Annotated in this window: 18 protein-coding genes; 10 read left to right on the top strand and 8 right to left on the bottom strand. The window is 67.4% G+C overall.

Annotated features, from left to right (window positions below; translation table 11 throughout):
• Window positions 1-46: 46 nt before the first annotated feature.
• Complete coding sequence (locus HPC46_RS05660) at window positions 47-496, bottom strand: Lrp/AsnC family transcriptional regulator (protein ID WP_179467858.1); 450 nt, start codon at window positions 494-496, stop codon at window positions 47-49.
• 53 nt (window positions 497-549) lie between these two features.
• On the opposite strand from HPC46_RS05660, the gene hglS reads away from it, so the two are divergent.
• Together hglS and amaB are read left to right on the top strand one after the other, a co-directional pair.
• Window positions 550-1,794 (top strand): 2-oxoadipate dioxygenase/decarboxylase, encoded by a 1,245-nt coding sequence (gene hglS, locus HPC46_RS05665; RefSeq protein ID WP_179467667.1) that lies wholly within the window; start codon window positions 550-552, stop codon window positions 1,792-1,794.
• Window positions 1,791-3,344 (top strand): L-piperidine-6-carboxylate dehydrogenase, encoded by a 1,554-nt coding sequence (gene amaB, locus HPC46_RS05670; protein ID WP_179467669.1) that lies wholly within the window; start codon window positions 1,791-1,793, stop codon window positions 3,342-3,344. Before hglS ends, amaB begins: the two co-directional genes overlap by 4 nt.
• On the opposite strand, the gene HPC46_RS05675 is transcribed toward amaB, so the two are convergent.
• The 4 genes from HPC46_RS05675 to HPC46_RS05690 all read right to left on the bottom strand — a co-directional run bounded on the left by HPC46_RS05675 (window position 3,341) and on the right by HPC46_RS05690 (window position 4,913).
• Window positions 3,341-3,787 (bottom strand): ester cyclase, encoded by a 447-nt coding sequence (locus HPC46_RS05675; RefSeq protein ID WP_179467671.1) that lies wholly within the window; start codon window positions 3,785-3,787, stop codon window positions 3,341-3,343. The two genes, amaB and HPC46_RS05675, sit on opposite strands and share 4 nt — an antisense overlap.
• A gap of 69 nt (window positions 3,788-3,856) precedes the next feature.
• Window positions 3,857-4,531, bottom strand: a complete 675-nt coding sequence (locus HPC46_RS05680; protein WP_179467673.1) for a haloacid dehalogenase type II — start codon at window positions 4,529-4,531, stop codon at window positions 3,857-3,859.
• Window positions 4,531-4,782 (bottom strand): alpha/beta fold hydrolase, encoded by a 252-nt coding sequence (locus HPC46_RS35720; RefSeq protein ID WP_325096578.1) that lies wholly within the window; start codon window positions 4,780-4,782, stop codon window positions 4,531-4,533. The genes HPC46_RS05680 and HPC46_RS35720 overlap by 1 nt, the downstream gene beginning before the upstream one ends.
• Entirely contained in the window at window positions 4,680-4,913 is a 234-nt protein-coding gene (locus HPC46_RS05690) for a hypothetical protein (protein WP_179467677.1), read from the bottom strand. The genes HPC46_RS35720 and HPC46_RS05690 overlap by 103 nt, the downstream gene beginning before the upstream one ends.
• A 97-nt stretch (window positions 4,914-5,010) precedes the next feature.
• Between HPC46_RS05690 and HPC46_RS05695 the strand changes: the two genes are divergently transcribed.
• Window positions 5,011-5,661: a TetR/AcrR family transcriptional regulator gene (locus HPC46_RS05695; protein WP_179467678.1), complete on the top strand. Its 651-nt coding sequence runs from the start codon at window positions 5,011-5,013 to the stop codon at window positions 5,659-5,661.
• A gap of 3 nt (window positions 5,662-5,664) precedes the next feature.
• Here HPC46_RS05695 and HPC46_RS05700 read toward each other — a convergent pair whose 3' ends face one another.
• Together HPC46_RS05700 and HPC46_RS05705 are read right to left on the bottom strand one after the other, a co-directional pair.
• Window positions 5,665-6,756: an epoxide hydrolase family protein gene (locus HPC46_RS05700; protein WP_179467860.1), complete on the bottom strand. Its 1,092-nt coding sequence runs from the start codon at window positions 6,754-6,756 to the stop codon at window positions 5,665-5,667.
• 5 nt (window positions 6,757-6,761) lie between these two features.
• A complete protein-coding gene (locus HPC46_RS05705) occupies window positions 6,762-7,028 on the bottom strand; it encodes a hypothetical protein (protein WP_005140324.1) in 267 nt (88 codons plus the stop codon).
• 50 nt (window positions 7,029-7,078) lie between these two features.
• On the opposite strand from HPC46_RS05705, the gene HPC46_RS05710 reads away from it, so the two are divergent.
• Genes HPC46_RS05710 through HPC46_RS05730 form a run of 5 tightly spaced genes read left to right on the top strand, consistent with a single transcriptional unit; the run spans window position 7,079 to window position 13,019 of the window.
• Complete coding sequence (locus HPC46_RS05710; protein ID WP_179467680.1) at window positions 7,079-7,438, top strand: heme-binding protein; 360 nt, start codon at window positions 7,079-7,081, stop codon at window positions 7,436-7,438.
• Window positions 7,439-7,461: 23 nt separating this feature from the next.
• Complete coding sequence (locus HPC46_RS05715) at window positions 7,462-7,677, top strand: ferredoxin (RefSeq protein ID WP_179467682.1); 216 nt, start codon at window positions 7,462-7,464, stop codon at window positions 7,675-7,677.
• The gene (locus HPC46_RS05720; RefSeq protein WP_179467684.1) at window positions 7,674-9,086 is read left to right on the top strand and encodes an NAD(P)/FAD-dependent oxidoreductase; all 1,413 of its coding nucleotides are present in this window, start codon (window positions 7,674-7,676) and stop codon (window positions 9,084-9,086) included. Before HPC46_RS05715 ends, HPC46_RS05720 begins: the two co-directional genes overlap by 4 nt.
• A 13-nt stretch (window positions 9,087-9,099) precedes the next feature.
• Window positions 9,100-10,374: a cytochrome P450 gene (locus HPC46_RS05725; RefSeq protein WP_179467686.1), complete on the top strand. Its 1,275-nt coding sequence runs from the start codon at window positions 9,100-9,102 to the stop codon at window positions 10,372-10,374.
• A 20-nt stretch (window positions 10,375-10,394) separates the two neighbouring features.
• The gene (locus tag HPC46_RS05730) at window positions 10,395-13,019 is read left to right on the top strand and encodes a helix-turn-helix transcriptional regulator (RefSeq protein WP_179467688.1); all 2,625 of its coding nucleotides are present in this window, start codon (window positions 10,395-10,397) and stop codon (window positions 13,017-13,019) included.
• Window positions 13,020-13,104: 85 nt separating this feature from the next.
• On the opposite strand, the gene HPC46_RS05735 is transcribed toward HPC46_RS05730, so the two are convergent.
• The gene (locus tag HPC46_RS05735; protein ID WP_179467862.1) at window positions 13,105-16,314 is read right to left on the bottom strand and encodes an adenylate/guanylate cyclase domain-containing protein; all 3,210 of its coding nucleotides are present in this window, start codon (window positions 16,312-16,314) and stop codon (window positions 13,105-13,107) included.
• Window positions 16,315-16,394: 80 nt separating this feature from the next.
• On the opposite strand from HPC46_RS05735, the gene HPC46_RS05740 reads away from it, so the two are divergent.
• Window positions 16,395-20,924 (top strand): ATP-dependent helicase, encoded by a 4,530-nt coding sequence (locus tag HPC46_RS05740; protein WP_179467690.1) that lies wholly within the window; start codon window positions 16,395-16,397, stop codon window positions 20,922-20,924.
• A gap of 50 nt (window positions 20,925-20,974) precedes the next feature.
• Window positions 20,975-22,375 (top strand): HNH endonuclease signature motif containing protein, encoded by a 1,401-nt coding sequence (locus HPC46_RS05745; RefSeq protein ID WP_179467692.1) that lies wholly within the window; start codon window positions 20,975-20,977, stop codon window positions 22,373-22,375.
• The last annotated feature ends 6 nt before the right edge of the window (window positions 22,376-22,381 follow it).

Genomic DNA, 22,381 nt, shown 5'->3' on the forward strand with positions numbered 1-22,381 from the left:
CAGACTATCGTAATTTTTACGATATCCTAGCGCTGTGGTTGAATTATTACGGCAGCGAGACTCGATCACTGTAAAAAGTATTTAGGATGATCGTGCTTCGAGTACGTACGTTCGCGGCGGTCCGGATCTGTTGCAGCAGGACCTCCAGCGCCCGCGGCGACTCGACCCGCACGAACAGGACGTAGCTCTCGTCGCCGGCCACCGAATAACACGCCTCGATTTCGGTGATGTGTTCCAGCCGGGCGGGGGCATCATCGGGTTGAGAAGGATCGAGAGGGGTGATCGCCACGAACGCCGACAGCATGTGCCCGAACGCTTCGGGGTCCACTCGGGCGCTGTACCCGGTCACCACCCCGCGGGACTCCAGACGGCGCACCCTCGACTGCACCGCCGAGACCGACAGACCGGTCGCGGCGGCCAGCTCCGCCAGCGTTGCCCTGCCGTCGGCGATGAGCTCGCGCACCAGCGTGCGATCGATCTCGTCGAGACCGTGCATCGCCTCCGCGCCGTCCGCCATCGCCGCAGACTATCCGAATCGGCCGGTGCTTCGTGAGCACACCTGACGTTGCGGCCTGGCAGCTGCGGGCGCGCTTCGCCGCGGCATTATCGGCGATGTACGGCACCGAGGTTCCTGCCTACACCACGCTGGTGCAGGTCAGCGAGTCGGTCAACCGCGACTATGTGGCGGCGCATCCGCAGGCCGAACGGCTGGGATCGATCGCTCGGGTCACCGCAGAGCGCCACGGCGCGATCCGGGTTGGCACACCGGCCGAATTGACCGATGTCGCAGATCTTTTCGCAGCTTTCGGCATGTATCCGGTCGGCTATTACGACCTGCGCGAGGCAGCCTCACCGGTGCCGGTGGTGTCCACCGCATTCCGGCCGGTGGATGCCGCGGAGTTGGCGCGCAACCCGTTCCGGGTGTTCACCTCGATGCTGGCCACCCGCGACGGCCGCTTCTTCGACACCGATCTGCGTCACCGGGTCGACGAATTCTTGCGCAGACGAGCACTGTTCGACCCCGCACTGATCGCCGACGCCCGGCGGATCGCAACCGAGGGTGGCTGCGACGCCGATACCGCTGAGGAGTTCGTGCCGCGTGCGGTGGCCGCGTTCGCGTTGTCCCGCGAGCCGGTCGACCGGGCCTGGTATGCCGAACTGACCGCAGTTTCGGCCGTCGCCGCCGACATCGCCGGGGTCCCCACCACCCACATCAACCACCTCACCCCCCGCGTGCTCGACATCGACGACCTGTATCGCCGGATGGGCGAACGCGGGATCACGATGATCGACGCGATCCAGGGGCCACCGCACTGCGACGGTCCCGATGTCCTGTTGCGCCAGACGTCGTTTCGCGCGCTCGCCGAGCCGCGCCGCTTCCGCGAAGCCGACGGTTCTGTCACCGAGGGCACGCTGCGGGTCCGTTTCGGCGAGGTGGAGGCGCGCGGCGTAGCACTGACGCCCAAGGGCCGGGAACGCTACGACACCGCGATGGCAAGCGCCGATCCAGCGGCCGTGTGGGGCGACTACTTCCCCGCATCCGACGACGAGATGGCGTCGGCAGGCCTGGCGTACTACCACCGCGGCGACCCAGCGGCCCCAGTGGTCTACGAGGACTTCCTGCCGGCGTCTGCGGCCGGGATCTTCCGGTCCAATCTCGACGCCGACACCGAAGCCGCTGCCGTGGCAGACGAATCCGGCTACGACATCGAATGGATGGCCGGCACCATCGACCGCACGATCCACGACCCCTACGACCTCTACGACGCGACCGCCCAGGAGGCCCCCGCATGAGCACCACCACCACAACCTCGCTGCCCACCGCGACCGACTTGCGTACCGCAGTACGCGCCGCGTTCGACGCCATCGGCGCGCCGGCCGACCTCGCCGAGCCGAACGGGCCCGGTCTACCGGCGAGCACACCGGTGACCGGCGACATCCTGTTCTCCGTCACCGAGACCACACCCGAGCAGACGCAGACGGCAATTGCCCAAGCGGCTCAGGCATTTTCGTCCTGGCGTACCACCCCCGCCCCGGTGCGCGGACAGCTGGTCGCACGGCTCGGTGAACTGCTGCGTGAGCACAAGGCGGACTTGGCCACCCTGGTCACGGTCGAGGCCGGCAAGATCACGTCCGAGGCCCTCGGCGAGGTCCAGGAGATGATCGACATCTGCGACTTCGCGGTCGGGCTGTCGCGCCAGTTGTACGGGCGCACCATCGCGTCCGAACGCCCCGGGCACCGGCTGATGGAAACCTGGCATCCGCTCGGGGTGATCGGGGTGATCACCGCGTTCAACTTCCCGGTGGCGGTATGGGCGTGGAACGCCGCCGTGGCGCTGGTGTGCGGGGACACGGTGGTGTGGAAGCCTTCTGAGCTCACGCCATTGACCGCGCTCGCCTGTCAGGCACTGATCGAACGGGCCGCCGCTGATGTAGGCGCACCGGTCCAGGTGAGCCGGCTGGTCATCGGCGGCCGTGAAGTCGGCGAGGCGTTGGTCGACGATCCGCGAGTGGCATTGGTATCGGCCACCGGATCGGTGCGGATGGGCCGGCAGGTCGGCCCCCGCGTCGCCGAACGGTTCGGCCGGGCACTGCTGGAACTCGGCGGCAACAACGCTGCCGTCGTAACTCCTTCTGCCGATTTGGATTTGGCTGTGCGCGCCATCGTCTTCTCGGCGGCTGGCACTGCAGGCCAGCGCTGCACCACCTTGCGGCGGCTGATCGTGCACTCCTCGGTGGCCGATATCCTGGTCGACCGGATTGCCGCCGCCTACCGCACGCTGCCGATCGGCGACCCGGCGGCCGACGGTACGCTCGTCGGGCCGCTGATCCACGAGACCGCCTACCGGGACATGATCGGCGCCTTGGAGCAGGCCCGCGCCGACGGCGGTGAGGTGATCGGCGGCCAGCGCCATCACGTCGGCGGCGACGAGGCCACCGAGGCGTTCTACGTCGAGCCCGCGGTGGTGCGGATGCCCGCCCAGACCGACATCGTGCACCACGAAACGTTCGCACCGATCCTCTACGTACTGACCTACGAGACGCTCGACGAGGCGATAGCACTGAATAATGCTGTGCCGCAGGGCCTCTCGTCGGCAATCTTCACCACCGACGTTCGGGAGGCCGAGCGTTTCCTGGCCGCCGACGGCTCGGATTGCGGGATCGCCAATGTCAACATCGGCACTTCCGGTGCGGAGATCGGCGGGGCGTTCGGCGGCGAGAAGCAGACCGGCGGTGGCCGCGAGTCCGGCTCGGACTCGTGGAAGGCCTATATGCGCCGAGCCACCAACACCGTGAACTACTCCTCGGAGCTACCGCTGGCCCAGGGCGTGCATTTCGGTTAACCGCCGAGCAGGCTGAGCAACTCGCTGCGGCCGATCTGGTTGACCAGGGTGGCGGCGTCGAAGTAGATGCGCTCGTTGGTGATCCGCTCGCCGGAGAACGAGAACACCGCGATGACGGGCACCCGGAACGCCTTGCCCGTCGGCGGCAGCCCGTAGAACTCGCCGAGATTGGTTCCCAGCAGGTCGAACTCGACGATCACCGCATCGTCGGTGACGTGGAAGCGGGCGTTCTCGTGGCGCTGGTCGGGAAACGCGGTGCGCGTGGTGAGGTAATAGGTCATCACCTCGTCGTCGCCGTCGAAGACCTGTTTGGTGGGGACGATCTCGTAGCGGGGATGGCCGTTGAAGGTCGCCAGGGTGCGATCGAACTCCTTGGTCACCTCGGTGTCCATGTGCACCTTGATGACGTCGAGCCGGCGCTGACGCAATTCGTCGGTGATCATCGGGCTCCTTTGTCGAGATCGATGAGCTGCACTGTATCCGTCACCTATGGCGCTCGTGGCTGTGCAGACTCAATTGGCGAGCTGCGAAGCCAATTCGTTCACGTCACGTACGGTGAGGGTCGGCTGGGGTAAACCCTCGGCGACGAGTGCCGCATGGCCTGGTCGCCTGATGAGCGCGCCCTGCATGCCCGCACTTTGCGCACCGATGGTGTCCCACGCGTGGGCGGCGACCATCAGGCAGTCCGCTTCGGCAACGTCGAGTTCGGCGGCGACGCCGCGATAGAGCTCGGAAGCGGGCTTGAACACGCCCGCCGCGTCCACGGTGAATTGGCGCTCGAAGTATCGGTCCAATCCCGCGTTGTGCACAGCTGTGGGCGCGTTCGCGAGATGTGGCGAATTGGTCAGGGTGACGAGCCGGAATCCGTAGTCGGACAATCGTTGTAGGCCAGTCGTCACATCCGGGTGAGGTGGCATCCAACGCATGGCTTCTCGTAGCTCCTCCTGCTGCCGGTGGCTGATGCGCACGCCGTGGATGTCGCCCAGCATGGCCAGCACCGCCGAACCCAGTCGGAAGAAGTCGATGTACCGGGATGCCAGCGTGAGGGTCATGGAATAGAGCACCAGCTGCGAGAACCATGTGCGCAGGACAGCGGCGTCACCGAAAATCCGCTCGAACTGCGGCGCCAGCGAATCGACGTCGAGCAGGGTCTCGTTGACGTCGAACACCAACACCCGCGGGGTCATCACGCGTTCGCCAGGACTGAGCGCGCTGCCGCGGTGATGAGGTTGACGACGATGCCGGGATTGCTGACCAGCGGTGCGTGGTCGGCGATGTGGAAGTACGTGTGGGCGCCCATCCGTTCGGCCATGAAGCGCTGGCTGACAGGGTTGATCATGCGATCATTCTCGGCGACGAGATACCAGCTGGGCAGCTCCCGCCATAAGGGCTTGCGTCCGGGGCGAAGGCCGTTGCGAAGGCTTGATCGGGCAGCCAGATGTAGCCGTCGCGATCGGGGGTCAGCTCGGGTGCGGCGGTGACGGCCCACGTTCCCGCCACGGTGATCACCTCCAGCAGTTGACTGGGCTGTACGTCCCAAAATACGCCCGACTGGATGGCGAGTGTCAATACGCGCCTGCCGTATGAATGCTGACAAACCCCTTGGAGGGCCCGCCGTCGAGCCTTCACCGCAGTAGCGCTGTTGTACATGTGCCAGTATGTCGGCATGCCGGAATCACCCGCACGCCGTCGCCTCTCTCCCGAGGACCGGCGCAGCGAGCTGCTCGCCCTCGGTGCAGAGGTGTTCGGCCAGCGCCCCTACGACGAGGTCCGCATCGACGAGATCGCCGAGCGCGCCGGGGTGTCGCGGGCGTTGATGTACCACTACTTCCCCGACAAGCGAGCCTTCTTCGCCGCGGTCGTGCGGGCCGAGAGCGAGCGCCTGTTCGACGCCACCAGCACACCGGCGGCCGAGGGACAGACCCTGTTCGACCGGCTACGCACCGGCGTACTGGCCTATATCCGCTACGACGAAGAGCACCCGCACGGGGCGTGGGCGGCCTACATCGGGATGGGCCGCACCGATCCCGTGCTGCGCGGCATCGACGATGTCGACAACGAGCGCCAGATGCAGCGGATCATCGGGGCGATCACCGACGTGGTGCGCGGGGATCTGGACTCCAAGGTCGAGCGCGATCTGCGGGTGATCGTCTACGCCTGGCTCGCATTCACCTTCGAACTGTGCCGCCAGCGCGTCCTCGACCCGTCCGTCGACGCCGACCACCTGGCCGATGCGGGCGCCCATGCCCTGCTCGACGCGATCGTGCGCGTGCCGGGCATCCCGGAGGCTCTGGCGCAGGCCTGCGCGACTCGCTGAGGATCAGCGCAGCGTGGCAAAGAACGCGCGCACGTCCCCGACGTACAACTCAGGTTGCTCGAACGCCCCGAAGTGCCCGCCGCGTGGCATGTCCGTCCAATGGGTGACGTTGTAGCTGTTCTCGCACCAACTGCGCGGCGGTCGCATGATCTCCTTCGGGAATCGCGCTATGCCCGTGGGCAATTCGACCTTGCCCTGAGCACCGAAGAATCGGAAGCTCTCCCAGTACAGCCGCGCCGAGGAAGTCGCGGCATTGGTGACCCAGTAGATCATCACGTTGTCGAGCAGCTCGTCACGAGTGAGCGCGTTCTCGGGATGCCCGTCGCAGTCGGTCCACGCCCAGAACTTCTCCACGATCCAGGCCAGCTGACCGACCGGAGAGTCGGCCAATCCGTAGCCGAGTGTCTGCGGGCGGGTGGACTGCTGCTTGGAATAGCCAGAATCCCAGGTCGCGTAATACTCCCCCGCCGCCAGCGCGTCCTTCTCCTCGGGCGTGGGATCTTTCAGGCCGCCGCTGGGAAATGCCACCGGCATGTTGGTGTGGATGCCGATGCAGTTGCCGACGTTGCGGCCGATCTGCGTGGTCACCGCCGCACCCCAGTCACCACCCTGGGCGCCATAGCGCTGGTAGCCCAGCCGCGCCATCAGCGTGTCCCATGCCGTCGCGATCTTCTCGATCCCCCAGCCGGTAGACCTCGGCTTGCCGGAGAAGCCGTAGCCCGGCAGCGAGGGGCAGACCACGTGAAAGTCCTCGGTCAGCGGTTCGATCACCTTGCTGAACTCGACCACCGAGCCCGGCCAGCCGTGGGTGATGATCAGCGGCAGCGCATCGGGATTCGAGGAGCGCTGATGAATGAAATGGAGGTCCAGCCCGTCGATCTCGGTGACGAACTGGTCGAACCGGTTGAGCGCGGCTTCGCGCTGGCGCCAGTCGTATTCCTCGGCCCAATAGCTGGCCAGCTCGCGGGTGTAGTCCAGCGGAATGCCCTGACTCCAGTCGTCGACGCATTCCCGCTCGGGCCAACGGGTTCGGCCGAGACGCTCGCGTAGATCGGAGAGAACGTCGTCGGATACCTCGATCCGGAACGGGCGGATATCGCTCACCAGAAGCCGAACGCCGGGAATCCGTAGAACGGTTCCTCCCCGGGGTATTGCTGCGGCGTCGAGTTCAGCTCGACGTTGCCGGGCGTCACGCACTCGGTGGTCTGGCCGCCGGCGATCGAGCTGCCGTCGTAGGTTTCGCAATTGGGCAGCGGCGCCGGATTGATCGTCGTGGTGTCGGCCGCGGCAGCCGGAGCCGACATCACGGCGGCGGCAACAGCGATCCCCGCGGCGGGCACAAGCAGCAACTGGCGTATCCGTGACATGGCTGTCCTTTGTGTCGGTTTGCGCAATCGTACCCAGCTAGACTGCGCGCATGAAGCCTGCAAGTCGTTTTCTCGGCGCGATTGTTCTGAGCACGGGCGCGGTACTTCTCGGCGCAGCGGGGCCGGCCGGCGCCGATCCGATTCCGGGCTGTACGGCCGGCGACGTGACCGCGGTCATGACGGGCGTCTCGGCGGGGATGACGACCTATCTGTTCACCCATCCCGATGTCAACGACTTCTTGACCAGCCTGCAGGGCCTCTCGAAGTCCGATGCCAAGCAGAAGACCAAGGACTACCTTGCCGCCAACCCGCAGGTCCGCGACGAGCTCACCGCGATCCGTCAACCCGGCGTCGACCTGCGCAATCGCTGCAACATCCCGCTGAAGGCCGAAATCGCAAGCGTTATCTGACGCCCGCGTCTAATGTCGCGCACATGCGGCTGGTAGTCGATCTCAACAAGTGCCAGGGCTATGCCCAGTGCGTGCCCTTGGCGCCCGACGTGTTCACGCTGTTGGGCGAGGAAGCCCTCGCCTACGACCCCAACCCCGATGATGCGCAGCGCCAGCGGGTGCTGCGCGCGGCCGCGTCCTGCCCGGTGCAGGCGATCATCCTGGAGGTCGACCCACCCGAGGACCGGGACGCCCGGTGACGACCGCACGCACGGGGACGTACTCGCTCGACGAGGTCGTCACGAAGTTCCGGGCCGAAGGCAGGATCGCCATTGTCGGCGCCTCGCTCGCAGGTCTACGGGCGGCAGAGGCACTGCGGGAGAAGGGTTTCGGCGGCTCGCTGACCATCATCGGCGATGAACCGCACGAGCCCTACGATCGCCCACCACTGTCCAAGCAGGTACTCAAAGGCTGGGTGCCGGCCGACCACACCAAGCTGCCGCGCCTGCACCGGGTGGATGCCGACTGGAAACTGGGGGTGGCAGCCGTCGGCCTGGACCGGATCAATCACGTGGTCAAGCTCGCCAACGGCGAAGAAGTCGGTTACGACCGGCTGCTGATCGCGACGGGAACGCGGGCGCGACCGTGGCCGAACCCGGTTGAGGGTGCCCTGCACGGTGTTTTCACGGTGCGGACCGTGGAGGACGCGGCGGCCCTGGCCGCCGCATTGAAGGCAAGCCCCAAGCGCGTACTGATCGTCGGCTCGGGCTTTGTCGGGTCCGAAATCGCATCGGTGTGCCGCGATCTCGGCCTGTCGGTGACGGTGGCCGAGCGCGGCAAGGGGCCACTGATGGGCGCACTGGGCGGCGTGATCAGCGAGATCGCAGCAGGCATGATGCGTGATGCCGGCGTGGACCTGCGCACCGGCGTTGCGGTGCAAAGCCTTTCCGGCGACGAAAGCGGCAAGGTCCGCCAAGCTCATCTCTCCGATGGCACGGCTCTCGACGTCGACGTGGTGGTCGCCTCGCTGGGCTCGATCCGCAACGTGGAGTGGCTCGATGGCGCCGGCCTGGCCGCCGGGCAGTGGGGGTTGGCCTGTGACGCCGGCTGTCGGGCCTTCGACATCAACGGTGTGGTGACCGACCACATCTTCGTCGCCGGTGACGTCGCACGAGCGCCCCACGTTCTCTACGACTACGAGTTCATGTCCCAAGAACACTGGGACAATGCCGTTTTCGGTGCCCAAGTGGCCGCCAACAACATGATTCACCTCGAGGTGGGCAGACGTCCACACCTGCCGCTGCCATCGTTCTGGTCTGGGCAATTCGGGGTGAACATCAAGAGCGTGGGCGTGTGCTCCTTCGGCGACGAGATCGTGTTCACCCAAGGATCGCCCTCGGAACGCCGCTTCGCCGCCGCCTACGGCAAACGCGGCCGAATTGTCGGCGCGGTGACGTTCAACCACGGCAAGTGGCTGCCGTATTACGCCTCCCTGATCGAGAAGTCGGCGCCTTTTCCCCCGCCCCCTCCCGGCTACGACCGCCCCGCCGACACCGAGGTGATGCCCGCACGTTTCCCGGATCCCCGCGAACCTGCGGGCAACCCGGACGTCGTGCTCACCGGACACGACCCGACCGACCGTAGCGCCGAGTTCCGGCCGCGGGCATAAGGAGACTGCCGTCATGGACGCCGCGACCGCCTGGGCAGAGGCGATGAAGTACGACAATCGCCCCAACCCGTACCCCTACTTCGAAGAACTGCGCAAGACACCGGTGGCGAAGGTCTCGGAGAAGACCTACGTGGTCACCGGCTACCCGGAAGCGGTTGCGCTGTCGCATGATCCGCGGGTCAGCTCCGATATCGGCCGCAGTCCGTCCGGCCTGTTCGGCGAGAAACACACCCAGCTCGAACCCGCCGAGGCGGCTCAGACACGAGACGCCAGCATGCTGGTCGCCGACCCACCCGAGCACGACCGCATGCGCCGGCAGTTCATGCGCCACTTCGGGCCACCACACACCCCCGGCCTGATCCCCAGCATGGAAGGGATGGTCGCCGACTTGGCCAACAGCCTGCTGGACAAGGTCGCTGAAAAGGCCAGGGTCCGCGGCTCCAACCGAATGGATGTCGTCGACGACTTCTCCTACCCGATCCCGGTGTCGGTGATCTTCCGGGTACTTGGCGTGCCGATGGAGGACGAACCGAAATTCCACGGCTGGGTGACCGATTTCATGCAAGGCGCCGACGTCGGGCCGGAGCGCGACACCGACGAAGGTCGAGCCGCCACCGAGAAGGCAGCCGCCAGCATGGCCGAGTTGAACTCCTACGTCCACGATCTCGTCGATCGTCTGAGCCGGGAACCGGGACCGGGACTGCTGTCGGCGGCGCTGCACGACGACGGCCCGGACGGTCCGGTGTCAAAGCCGGTCGCCGAGTCCAACGCTCAGCTTCTGCTCGTCGCCGGCCACGACTCGACGGTCAATACCATCAGCAATTGTGTGATGACGCTGTTGCGCAACCCGGGCTCCTGGGACCTGGTGCGCAACAACCCGGAGTTGATCCCGCGCACCATCGAGGAGGTGCAACGGCTGCAGGGGGCGGTGCAATTCTTCCCGAGCCGCTGGGCCACCGCCGATATCGAGATCGGCGGCACCCGGATTCCGGCCGGCTCGGCGGTGTTTTTGGTGTGGGCGGCGGCCAACCGTGATCCGCGCCGTTTCGACAATCCCGACCGCTTCGATCCGCTGCGGGAGGACAACGAACACCTCGGTTTCGGCAGCGGTATCCACACCTGCTTCGGCGGTCCGCTGGCGCGGCTGGAAATCAACGTCGCCCTGGAGATCTTCCTGCGCAGGGTGCGTTCCCCGCGATTGGTGGTCGATCCCCCGCCCTACCGGCACAATCAGGTGTTCCGCGGCCCCCGCCATCTGTGGATCGACTTCGCGTCGATCGAGCCCTAGCAGAGGGCTACGCTTTGCCAATGCGCTTGTCGTGGCCCTTGATCGGCCGCTCCGGGCAGATGAGAACCATCGAGTCCGCGATCGCGGCCACCGATGTCGCCGGCGCGGTCGTCTCGGGTGCCGCCGGTGTCGGCAAGAGCCGGATCGCGCGCGAGGCGTTGAGTTTTGCGAAGTCGCGGGGTTTCGAAGCCAGATGGGTCGTCGGCGCATCCTCGGCGCGGTCGATTCCGCTGGGCGCGTTCACCGCATGGGCTCGGCCCGGGGCCACCGAGACCGTGCAGCTGGTCAGGGGCGTCATCGACGCGTTGGTGGTCCCGGGTTCTCGCGGTCGAGTTGTCCTCGCGGTCGATGACGCACATCTGCTTGACGATCTGTCCATATTCGTCGTCCATCAGCTCGTACAACGCAACGCGGCAAAAGTGTTGTTGACCGTTCGGGACGGTGAGCCGATTCCCACTGCATTGCAGGAAATTTGGTCGTCGGCCCCGTTCGACCGTCTCGACATCCAGCCGCTATCCCTCGACGAGACCATGGCGGCGCTCGCCGCCACGCTCGCCGGGCCTGTGGAACCCAGTTCCGCACAACGACTTTGGAAGCTGACTGGCGGCAACGCGCTGTACCTCCGGAACATCGTCGAGCAGGAGGTCGCCGACGGCCGGCTGGTCCAACAGCGCGACACATGGCACTGGAGCGGCGACCCGGCACTGTCACCGGACCTGATCGGGTTGGTCGAATCGCGGATCGGCACATTGTCAGGATCCGTCGGCGACGTGATCGACATCCTGGCCGTCGCCGAGCCGATCGACCTGGACACGCTGATGCGCATCACCGATCCGGCAGCGATCGAAGAGGCCGAGATCCGCAATCTCGTCACGCTGGAACCGGCCGGCGGCAGAGTCCAGGCTCGGGTGGCCCACCCGATCTACAGTGAGGTGCGGCGCAGGAGCGCGTCGGTGACCCGATTGCGCCGGCTGCGCGGACTCGTCGTCGCCGAGTTGACCAAAGCTGTTGATGCCGAGGATATTCGGGCGGTTGTGAAGCGGGCCGCGTTGAGTATGGAGTCCGATCTGCCACCCGACGCCGATCTTCTCATCCAGGCGGCCCATGGCGCGGTCTGGTTGGCCGACCTGCAGCTGGCCGATCGGCTCGCCGAAGCCGCGGTGGCCGCCGGAGCCGGGCCCGAGCCCAATCTTGTTCGAGCGCATGCGCTGTCCTGGCTGTCGCGCGGGCAGGAAGCCGATGCCGTCCTCGACGGGGTGGCCGCCAGTGAGCTCACCGAGGTCGACCGCGCCCGCCTCAGCTTCCTGCGGGCGAGCAACATGCTATGGGCGATCGGCGAACCCGATCGCGCCATCGAGATCATCGACGACGCGGCCGATGTGACCACCGGACAAGCTCGCAGCTATCTGGACGCTTTCCGTACCGTGCACTGGTTTGCCACCGACAACCCCCAGGCCGCCAGGCAGGCCGCGAACGAGCTTGTGCTCGCCGACCTGCCCCCGGTTGTCGGTGCCGAGATCGGGTGGGCGCTCACCGTGGTGTCGGGTGAGGCCGGCCAGACCGCCGAGGCAGAAGCTCACGCACAAACCGGCTACCAAGCCGCCACACGCCGGTTCGATGCGCCCCAGATGCGATTCAACATCGCCGATGCCCATTTGACGGCACTGCTGCTGGCCGGCCGCGTGGGCGCCGCACTCGACGTGGCCGAGGAGGTGCGCCGACAAGCCGACGATCTACCCGGCGAGGCACAGTTGCTGGGGGCCGCGGTGGCCGGGCGGGCCGCACTGGGCCGAGGGCAGCTCGATTCCGCGTGCCGACTGTTGAAACATGCCGCGGTGGGGCTGTCCGCCGCCGGTCACACGATGGGCTGGGGGTTCCGCTACACCGTCGTACTCGTGACGGCACTCGCGATGCTCGGCGATTCCGACGCGGCGGAGCTCGCGCTGGCCGAACTCGACGAGGTTCGACGTCCGTTCCGGACGCTCGACTACGAGCGGAGTCTGGCCACGGCGTGGGTGGCGGCGAGCCAAGGCGCGGTCAGCGAGGCAATCGGCGGCTGCTTGGCGGCGGCGAAGCGAGCGGCCGAGAACGGCCAATTCGGTGCCGAGGTGCTCTGTCTGCAGACGGCCACCCAGTTCGGGGACCGCACCACAGCGTCGCGGCTGGCCGAGCTGGAATCGATCGTCGAAGGACCGCGGGCCGGGCTGGCGGCGCGCTTCGCCGCCGCTCTGCGGGATGGGGATGGTCGCGAACTGTCCTTGGTGTCAGAAGGTTTCGAGGAGCTGGGTGACCGCGTCGCCGCCGTCGACGCCGCCGCGCATGCGGCGCTTGCGTATCGCCGTCACGGCCAGCGTGGGTCAGCTCTGGGAAGTTCGACTCGCGCCTCGGCGCTGGCGGAAGACTGCGGCGCGCTGGTCACTCCCGCACTGCGCGAAGCCGCCGAGCCGTTGCCGTTGACCGAGCGGGAACGCGAGATCGCGATGCTGATCGGTCAGGGGCTGTCCAACCGGGCGATCGCCGAGCGCCTGACCCTGTCGGTGCGCACGGTCGAAAGTCACGTCCTGCGGGCCATGGCGAAGACCGGGACCACCAGCCGTGAGGAGCTCGCCGCGTTGGTGGGCCACTCTGGCCGCAAATTGCAGTAGTGCACTACTGCACCCGTTGAGCCATCAGGCAGAGATGATGTACCGGTGAGTGCTGACTCCGGTCCGCTGGGGGGACAGGCTGGAGTTAGCGCTCACCTTCCGCCATCGCCCGAGCCTGGGCCATATGCCCGCCGTAGCCGTGCTCTTCGGCCATGTCGCGATAGCGGTCGAGCAGGTCGCGGTAAACAGGATCAGCCCTGGCGCGTGCGAGCAACGCGCGCAGCCGCAGCAGCGTGATTTCTCGGATGGCCGATACCCGATCGGCCCGCATGTTCGCCAACCGTGCGATCGCCCCTTCGGCCGCCGCCAGATCGTCGTCACCGCCTCGGTCGACCAGCACCTCGGTCAGAATCCCGAGGCCCGCAATGCAATACCCGAGCCGGCCGTCCTCATACAGTTGGTCGACCGCGCCACGGATCATCGTGATGGCGTCATCCGCGTTGCCGAGCTTCGCCCACTCACGACCTACCCACAACTCGGTGACGGGGACCAGCGAGGGGATCCGCACCCGCAACATGGCCAGGGCTTTCTCCATCAGCTCGAGCCCGCGTCGCCGCTGCACCGCACTCTCCCGGTGCAACAGCACAAGGCCCAATCCGTACTCGCACAGGGTCACCGCGTTGTCGTTGCCGGTTCTTTGTGCGGTTTGCATCGCCTCCTCGTTTGCGCGGAGCGCGGAATCATCGGCCGGCAACACCCCGTACGCGATCTCCAGGCCGTACGTCCAGGCCAGGATGAACGCGAGCGTCGCGGGGTCGGCGTTCTGGGCCATCGCAAGCGCTTCACGGAGGTCTTCGCGCCACCCGGGCCGGCCCAGCCACCACCGGGAGATCCCGCGGAAGGCCATCGCGACCGACAGTGGGGATGCCATACCGAAACCCGCGCCCATGGCGGCATCACCATCAGCAAGCTCGATCACCGTCTGCGTCCAGCGCACGATCTCGTCGAAGTCACCCTGATTGAACCAACTTGCGAATGCGACGAATCCCAGCCCGACCATGATGGTGGGTTCACCGATGGATTCGAGCAGCGCCATCTGTTCGGATGCCAGCCTCGCGGCCTCATCGGCACGGCGCGCGTATAGGTACTCGGTCACCAGCCCCGTCATACCGATCGCAAGCGAGACCTTGTCACCGGTTGCACTGCACAGCTCCCGGAGCTCATCGAATCGCCCCCGGCTCTTGTCGGCCTCACCGGCATGAAAGTCACTGGCGCACAACATGGTCAGTGGGGCTATCCGCATCGACAGTTCGGCGGGACCATTCTGCGGAACTCGTTTGGCGATGCCGAATGCCCGCTCCCAGCACAGCCGGGCGGCGATGATATCGCGCTTGGCGGACCACGCCGCCGACCGCAGCATCCAGCCATACGCGGCGTGCAGATCACCGGCGGCGTCGAGGTGTTCGGCGATCAACGCCGCGTTCTCCTCCACCGCGTTCGGTGAGCCACCTTCAATCGCGGCGGCCAGTCGCCGATGCCATTCGCTGCGGCCGGATTTCAGCTGCGTCTCGTAGGCCACCGCACGGATCAGCGGATGGTGAAAGGCGTATTCGGCACTCGGCGTGTGTTGCACCTGATCGATCAGCTCGGTGTTCGTCAGCTCGGCGAATTGGGCATCGACATCGAGTGCGGCAAGCAGATTCGCACTGAACCGCTCCCCGATCACCGAGGCGGCGTTCAACGTATGACGCGCTGCCGGGCTCAATCGGTCGATTCGTGCCGCAATGGCCGCCTGCACGGTTGCGGGCACGCTGATGTCGGAAACGGCTCCGCGACAACGGTAGTCGCCTCGTTCACCGACGAGGACTCCGCGCTGTGCCAGCTCGCGGACCATCTCCTCGGCAAAGAACGGGTTACCGGCGGACCGGTCCGCGATCACCGCAGCCAGGTCGTCGACGGTCGGGTCCGCCCCCAGTAACTCGCCGAGCAGTGCGGAAATGTCCGAATGATCAAGAGGGTCAAGCTGTATCGCCAAAGCATTCGGCACGGGCCGCAGAGCACCGACGTATTCGGGGCGAGAGGTGATCATCACCAATGTGGGCGACCGGTCGACCACGCTGAGGAAGCCGGCCAGCATCGATTCGCTCACCGCATCGATCCACTGCACGTCCTCGACAATCACCAGGACCGGCCGATCGCGCGTCAGCGATGCGCTGTTGACCAGTGCGGTCAGCCGCCGCCGGCGTGCATCCGGGTCGATGGCCGGCAATGCCGCTTCCGGGTCGGCGATACCGAGCAGGTCGTCAAGAAGCTGCAGATCCTGCGGGTCGGCCTCAGGCATGACAGCCCGGGCTCGCGCGCGAGCACGTGCACTGTCGAGGTCCGCCACCCCGATTGCGGCCCGCAGCAGCCGCCCGACCACGCCGAACGAAATGTCCCGCGCATGCGACTCACAGAAGACCCAGATCGGCTCGACCCCGCGGGCCGTCGCCAGCGCGGCGGCTTCTCGGGCCACCCGGGATTTTCCGATTCCGGGCGGGGCGACGACGTTCACGACACCGCCGCGGCCGCCGACGGTGGCATCGAGCGCCGACCCGATGGCGGTCATCTCCGCGCTCCGTCCGACCAGGCTCGACTCGACGCGTCCCAGCCGTCCACTGCGCGGCGGGATCCCGAGCAGTTGGCGCACCGCGGCCGGCTGATCTGCGCCCTTGACCCGCACCCAGGCCTGGCCGCTCAGCAGCACCCGGTCCTCGACCAGGCGGACAGTCGATTCCGAGAGCATCACGCCGCCCGCGGGTGCCACCGACTCCATCCGCTGAGCGAATCCGACGGTCTCGCCGATCGCGCGGTAGCCCAGCGCACCCGAGCCGATCTCCCCGGCGATCACCCGCCCCGAGTTCAGGCCCACACGCACACGGAAGTCGATGCCATCACGCTGCTTCACCTCGGCAGCCAGCCGACTCGCCTCGCTCTGGAGGTCCACAGCGGCCAGGCAGGCCCGAAACGCGTGATCCTCCATCGCCACGGGTGCTCCGAACAGCGCCATGACCCCGTCGCCGTTGTACTCGACGGTCCCTCCGAAACGTCGTAGCACCGCCGTCGACCGCTCCACCAACTCGGTCATGACCTCGCGCAACCGCTCGATATCCAGGGCCGCCGCGATATCCATCGATCGCTCCACGTCAGCGAACAGCACCGTCACGTGCTTGTACTCCGCGGCATCGGCGGCTGCATTCAGCCGGGTACCACAGGCGCCGCAGAACCGGGCGCCCTGCGATGACTCGGTCCCGCAGGACCGGCACGTAACCGTCGTCGACGTCAACTGAACCCCCGAACAGTCGCCCCAAGACATCAGTATGGCCACGCGATCTGCCGATTCGTCAATTAACGGCTTTCCGCCGCCCTGTCGGTGCCCCCTGGCACCCTGTAGTCGTGAGTCCCGCCGATCCGCTGGGCCGGTTCAGTCCGCTGACCCGGCGCTGGTTCACGGGCACCTTCGCCGAGCCGACCGCGGCGCAGTCCGACGCCTGGTCAGCGATTGCCGATGGCGACAACACGCTGGTCATCGCCCCGACCGGGTCGGGCAAGACGTTGGCGGCATTCCTGTGGGCGATCGACCGGCTGGCTCATGAGCCGCAGGCGCGCGGCACCCGGGTGCTGTACATCTCCCCGCTCAAGGCGCTGGCCGTCGACGTCGAGCGCAACCTGCGCACCCCGTTGACCGGCATCACCCGTATCGCCGAACGTGACGGCGTGCCTGCCCCTGCGATCACCGTGGGTGTCCGCTCCGGCGATACCCCGCCGGCTCGTCGCCGGGAGCTGATCACCAAACCGCCCGACATCCTGATCACCACGCCCGAGTCGCTGTTCTTGATGCTGACCTCCGCGGCCCGCGAGACGCTGACCGGTGTCCGGACCGTGATCGTCGACGAGGTGCACGCGGTGGCGGGTACCAAGCGCGGCGCCCACCTGGCGTTGTCGCTCGAGCGGCTCGACGCGCTGCTGGAGCGGCCGGCCCAGCGCATCGGCTTGTCGGCGACGGTCCGCCCGCCCGAGGAGGTGGCGCGGTTCCTGTCGGGGACTCGACCGACCACGATCGTGGCTCCCCCGGCCGCCAAGACGTTCGAGTTGACCGTGCAGGTGCCGGTGCCCGATATGGCCAATCTGGAGAACAACACCATCTGGCCCGATGTCGAGGCGCGCATCGTCGACCTCGTCGAGGCGCACAACTCGACGATCGTGTTCGCCAACTCCCGGCGCCTGGCCGAGCGACTCACCGCCCGCATCAACGAGATTCATGCCGAGCGGTCTGGCATCGAACTGGACGCGCCGCCCAACCGCCAGGTGCCCGGTGGCCCGCCGGCCCACATCATGGGCAGCGGCCAAACCTACGGAGCCGAGCCGTTATTGGCCCGCGCCCACCACGGCTCGGTGTCCAAGGAACAGCGCGCCCTCGTCGAGGACGACCTCAAGAGCGGGCGGCTCAAGGCCGTCGTCGCGACCTCGAGCCTGGAACTCGGTATCGACATGGGCGCCGTCGATTTGGTGATCCAGGTCGAGGCCCCACCGTCGGTGGCCAGCGGATTGCAGCGAATCGGTCGGGCCGGCCACCAGGTCGGTGAAATCTCGCGTGGTGTGCTGTTTCCCAAACATCGCACCGATCTGATCGGCTGTGCGGTCAGCGTGCAGCGCATGCTCGCCGGCCAGATCGAGACCATGCGGGTGCCCACCAATCCACTCGACATCCTGGCTCAGCACACCGTCGCCGCGTGCGCGTTGGAGCCGGTGAGTGCTGATGAGTGGTTCGACGTCGTTCGCCGCTGTGCCCCGTTTGCGACCTTGCCCCGCAGCGCGTTCGAGGCGACGCTGGACCTGCTCTCGGGTAAGTACCCGTCCACCGACTTCGCCGAACTGCGGCCGCGGCTGGTGTACGACCGTGACAACGGCACACTGACCGCCCGTCCCGGTGCGCAGCGCCTGGCCGTGACGTCCGGCGGGGCAATCCCCGACCGCGGCATGTTCACGGTGTATCTGGCCACTGACTCCGAAAAGCCTTCTCGCGTCGGTGAACTCGATGAGGAGATGGTATACGAGTCACGTCCGGGTGACGTGATCTCACTCGGCGCGACCAGTTGGCGAATCACCGAGATCACCCACGACCGGGTGCTGGTCATTCCCGCGCCGGGACAACCGGCCCGACTGCCGTTCTGGCGCGGTGACGACGCCGGCCGGCCCGCCGAGCTCGGGCAGGCGATCGGGAAGTTCACCGGCGAGCTGGCCGCGCTGAGCCGCGACGACTTCGACAGGCGCTGCGGCGAACTGGGGTTTGCCGACTATGCCACCGACAACCTGTGGCAGCTTCTCGACGATCAGCGCACCGCCACCGCGACGGTACCCAGCGACACCACCTTGCTGGTGGAGCGTTTCCGCGACGAACTGGGCGACTGGCGCGTGGTGCTGCATTCACCGTACGGGCTCAAGGTGCACGGCCCGCTGGCCCTGGCGGTCAGCCGGCGGCTGTTGGAGCGCTACGGAATCGACGAGAAGCCGACAGCCTCCGACGACGGGATCGTGGTGCGGTTACCCGATACCGAGGACGCCCCGCCCGGCACTGACCTGTTCGTCTTCTCCCCCGACGAGATCGAACCGCTGGTGACCACGGAAGTCGGCGGGTCAGCGCTGTTCGCGTCCCGGTTCCGGGAGTGCGCGGCGCGCGCGTTGCTGTTGCCCAAACGCCATCCGGGTAAACGCTCGCCGCTGTGGCACCAGCGCCAGCGGGCAGCCCAATTACTGGATGTGGCACGCAAATACCCGGATTTCCCGATCGTCCTGGAAGCGGTGCGCGAGTGCCTGCAGGACGTGTACGACGTTCCGACACTGACCGAGCTGATGAGCCGGATCGCTCAGCGGCGAGTCCGGCTCGTCGAGGTCGAGACGCCGATGCCGTCGCCGTTCGCGACGTCGCTCATGTTCGGTTACGTCGGGGCCTTCATGTACGAGGGCGACAGCCCGCTGGCCGAACGCCGCGCGGCCGCGCTGTCGTTGGACAGCACCCTGCTGGCCGAGCTGCTGGGCCGCGTCGAACTTCGGGAGCTGCTGGATCCTGACGTCATCGCCACCACATCGCGTCAGCTGCAACACCTTTCCGAGGACCGCAAGGCCCGCGACGCCGAGGGGGTGGCCGACCTACTGCGCCTGCTCGGCCCGCTGACCGAGGCCGAGATCGCCGAGCGCTGCACTGCCGCCGATGTCGGCGGGTGGCTGGAAGGCCTGCATGCCGCGCGGCGGGTGCTGCCGCTGTCGTACGCCGGTCAGTCGTGGTGGGCGGGCATCGAGGACATCGGGCGGCTGCGCGACGCGGTCGGCGTCGCGGTGCCCGTTGGGGTTCCGACGAGTTTCACCGAGGCGGTGCCCGACCCGCTCGGCGAGCTGATGGGCAGGTTCGCCCGCACCCGCGGGCCGTTCACCACCGCCGAGGCCGCATCCCGGTTCGGGCTCGGGCTCCGGGTCGCGGCCGATGTCCTGGGCCGAATGGCGTTGGACGGCAAGCTGATTCGCGGCGAGTTCGTCGCCGGCCCTGATGCGGACCAGTGGTGTGACGCCGAGGTGTTGCGGATCTTGCGCCGCCGTTCGCTGGCGGCGCTGCGTGCGCAGGTCGAACCGGTGAGTCCGGCCGCGTATGCCCGGTTCCTGCCGGCCTGGCAGCAGGTCGGCAGCTCGGCCACCTCAGGTGTCGACGGGCTGGCCGCGGTGATCGATCAGCTGGCCGGGGTGCCGGTGCCGGCCTCGGCGGTCGAGTCGCTGGTGTTCGGGCCGCGGGTACGCGACTACCAGCCCGCGATGCTCGACGAACTGCTGGCTTCCGGTGAGGTCACCTGGACGGGAGTGGGCTCGATCTCGGGCAGCGACGGCTGGATCGCGTTCCACCATGCCGACACCGCGCCGCTGACGCTGGCAGAGCCGGCCGAGATCGACTTCACCGATGCCCACCGGGCGATCTTCGAGGTGCTGGGCGAGCCCGGCGAGGCCCGAGGGGCGTTTTTCTTCCGGCAGTTGGTCGACGGGTCCGAGGAGACCGCCAAAGCCGCGCTGTGGGAACTGATCTGGGCGGGCTGGGTCACCGGCGACACCTTCGCCCCGGTGCGCGCGATGCTCGCCGGTGGACGTAAGCCGGGTACCCGCCGCTCGGCCGCACCCGCGCATCGGCAGCGCCGGGCGCCGCGGCTGAGCCGCTATTCGGTGGCGCACCCCCAGACCCGGGCGGTCGATGCGACGGTCGCCGGGCGATGGTCGGCTGTTCCGATACGTGAGCCGGATTCGACTGTGCGGGCGCATTTCTCGGCAGAGTTGCTGCTGAATCGCCACGGCGTGCTGACCAAGGGCGCGGTGGCGGCCGAGGGGGTGCCGGGCGGGTTCGCCACGATGTACAAGGTGCTCACCGGGTTCGAGGAGGCCGGGCGGTGCCAGCGTGGTTATTTCGTCGAATCACTGGGCGGGGCGCAGTTCGCCGTGGCATCGACGGTGGACCGGTTGCGGACCTACCTCGACGAGGTGGATCCCGAGCGCCGCGACTATCGCGCGGTCGTGCTGGCCGCGGCCGATCCGGCCAATCCCTATGGCGCGGCGTTGCCGTGGCCAACGCGGGCCGACGCCGACGCCAGCCACCGACCGGGGCGTAAGGCCGGTGCACTGGTGGTGTTGGTGGACGGTGAGCTGGTGTGGTTCTTGGAGCGAGGCGGCCGTTCGCTGTTGAACTTCAGCGCCGACGAGGAGGCGCAGCGCGCGGCGGCCGGGACGCTGGCGGAGTTGGTCAGCAGCGGCCGTATCGGTGGTGTGCTGGTCGAAAAGCTCGACGGCATATCGGTGCTCGAAACGGCCGCGCACCCCGATCGGCGGACCACCGCGGATGCGTTGGTCGACGCCGGATTCTCCCGGACTCCGCGGGGACTTCGGCTGCGCTGAGGTTCAGGCGTGCCGAAAACTTGTCGGGGGTCGCGCGTAGTATCGAACACATGTTCGAAGCATCGGGCGATACCGCCCTACTCGACACGATGCGGCAGTCGCAACGCGGTGAGCGAGTGGCGATAGCCCACCGCCTGCTGGCCGCCGGCCGGCTCTGTCAGCGCCGGATGAGTGCCATCGACGCGGCCGATCGCGCACAGTGGTGTATCGACAACTGGGATGCCGTGGCCGCCGAGGTGGCAGCTGAGCTGGGCATCAGCCAAGGTCGCGCGTCCACTCAAATGGACTACGGGCTGCAGCTGATCGAGCGGCTACCGAAGTTCGGCGCACTGTTCGCGTCCGGCGCGATCGACTATCGCATTGTGATCGCGGCGGTGTTCCGCACCGGTCTGATCAGCGACCCGGACACGCTGGCTGATGTCGACGAGCGGCTGGCCCGCAGTGCGGCGGGATGGAACACGCTGTCGCAGAAGAGGATCACCGAGATTCTCGACTGGTTGGTCAGGGAGATCGACCCCGATGCCGTGCGCGTCGCGCGCAAGGCCGACGACGACCGTCACGTGGAGATCGGCCCGGCGCAAGACGGCATGGCGGAGATCTGGGGCCGGGTTCGCGCGGCCGACGCAGCAGCGATCGACCAGCGGCTGGACCAGCTGGCCGCAACGGTATGCCGTGACGACCCGCGCACCGCCCGCCAGCGGCGCGCCGACGCCGTTGGCGCCTTGGGGGCAAACAGTTCGACGCTGGTCTGCGAATGCGATTCGACCGAATGCCCCGCACGCACAGACGGCGAACCAGGACAGATCGTCATCCACCTGCTGGCCGAGGCTGACACGGTCACCGGTGAAGGCGACGCCCCGGCACTCTTGCCCGGCTACGGTGCGATACCCGCCGAAACCGTGCGAGCCCTCGCCGCGCGGGCGAAGCTGCGGCCGGTCATCGCAGGCAAGGAACTGAGCACCGAACCGCGCTACCGGCCGTCGACGGCGTTGGCGGAGTTCATCCGGTGCCGCGATCTGACGTGCCGGTTCCCCGGTTGCGACCGCCCCGCCGCAGTGGCCGATATCGATCACACGGTCCCGTACCCGGCGGGTCCGACTCACCCGTCCAACCTGAAGCTGCTGTGTAGGATGCACCACCTCCTGAAGACCTTCTATGCCGGCCCCGGTGGTTGGGCTGACCGGCAGCTGCCCGACGGCACGGTGATCTGGACATCCCCGTCTGGTCGTACGTACACCACCAAACCCGCAGGCACACTGTTCTTTCCGCGGTTGTTCGCTCCCACCCAGGAGTTGACGTTGCCGTCCTCACCGCTGCACGCTCGTTCACCTGGTCGCGGGTTGATGATGCCTACCCGCCGCCGGACCCGCAGCCAAGAACGGGCCGACCGAATCCGCTGGGAGCGAGGCCTCAATGAGGCGAGGGCCGCTGCCCATCCGCCGCCCTTTTAGTCTGGA

Origin of the sequence: Mycolicibacterium vinylchloridicum (assembly GCF_013404075.1) — a bacterium.
Lineage (GTDB): Bacteria > Actinomycetota > Actinomycetes > Mycobacteriales > Mycobacteriaceae > Mycobacterium > Mycobacterium vinylchloridicum.

What these genes read in the sequence shown, in the direction of transcription:
- HPC46_RS05660 (WP_179467858.1), bottom strand. Translation starts at nt 496, where the DNA reads ATGCACGGTCTCGACGAGATCGATCGCACGCTGGTGCGCGAGCTCATC.
- amaB (WP_179467669.1), top strand. Translation starts at nt 1,791, where the DNA reads ATGAGCACCACCACCACAACCTCGCTGCCCACCGCGACCGACTTGCGT.
- HPC46_RS05675 (WP_179467671.1), bottom strand. Translation starts at nt 3,787, where the DNA reads ATGATCACCGACGAATTGCGTCAGCGCCGGCTCGACGTCATCAAGGTG.
- HPC46_RS05680 (WP_179467673.1), bottom strand. Translation starts at nt 4,531, where the DNA reads ATGACCCCGCGGGTGTTGGTGTTCGACGTCAACGAGACCCTGCTCGAC.
- HPC46_RS05695 (WP_179467678.1), top strand. Translation starts at nt 5,011, where the DNA reads ATGCCGGAATCACCCGCACGCCGTCGCCTCTCTCCCGAGGACCGGCGC.
- HPC46_RS05705 (WP_005140324.1), bottom strand. Translation starts at nt 7,028, where the DNA reads ATGTCACGGATACGCCAGTTGCTGCTTGTGCCCGCCGCGGGGATCGCT.
- HPC46_RS05710 (WP_179467680.1), top strand. Translation starts at nt 7,079, where the DNA reads ATGAAGCCTGCAAGTCGTTTTCTCGGCGCGATTGTTCTGAGCACGGGC.
- HPC46_RS05715 (WP_179467682.1), top strand. Translation starts at nt 7,462, where the DNA reads ATGCGGCTGGTAGTCGATCTCAACAAGTGCCAGGGCTATGCCCAGTGC.
- HPC46_RS05725 (WP_179467686.1), top strand. Translation starts at nt 9,100, where the DNA reads ATGGACGCCGCGACCGCCTGGGCAGAGGCGATGAAGTACGACAATCGC.
- HPC46_RS05730 (WP_179467688.1), top strand. Translation starts at nt 10,395, where the DNA reads ATGCGCTTGTCGTGGCCCTTGATCGGCCGCTCCGGGCAGATGAGAACC.
- HPC46_RS05735 (WP_179467862.1), bottom strand. Translation starts at nt 16,314, where the DNA reads ATGTCTTGGGGCGACTGTTCGGGGGTTCAGTTGACGTCGACGACGGTT.
- HPC46_RS05745 (WP_179467692.1), top strand. Translation starts at nt 20,975, where the DNA reads ATGTTCGAAGCATCGGGCGATACCGCCCTACTCGACACGATGCGGCAG.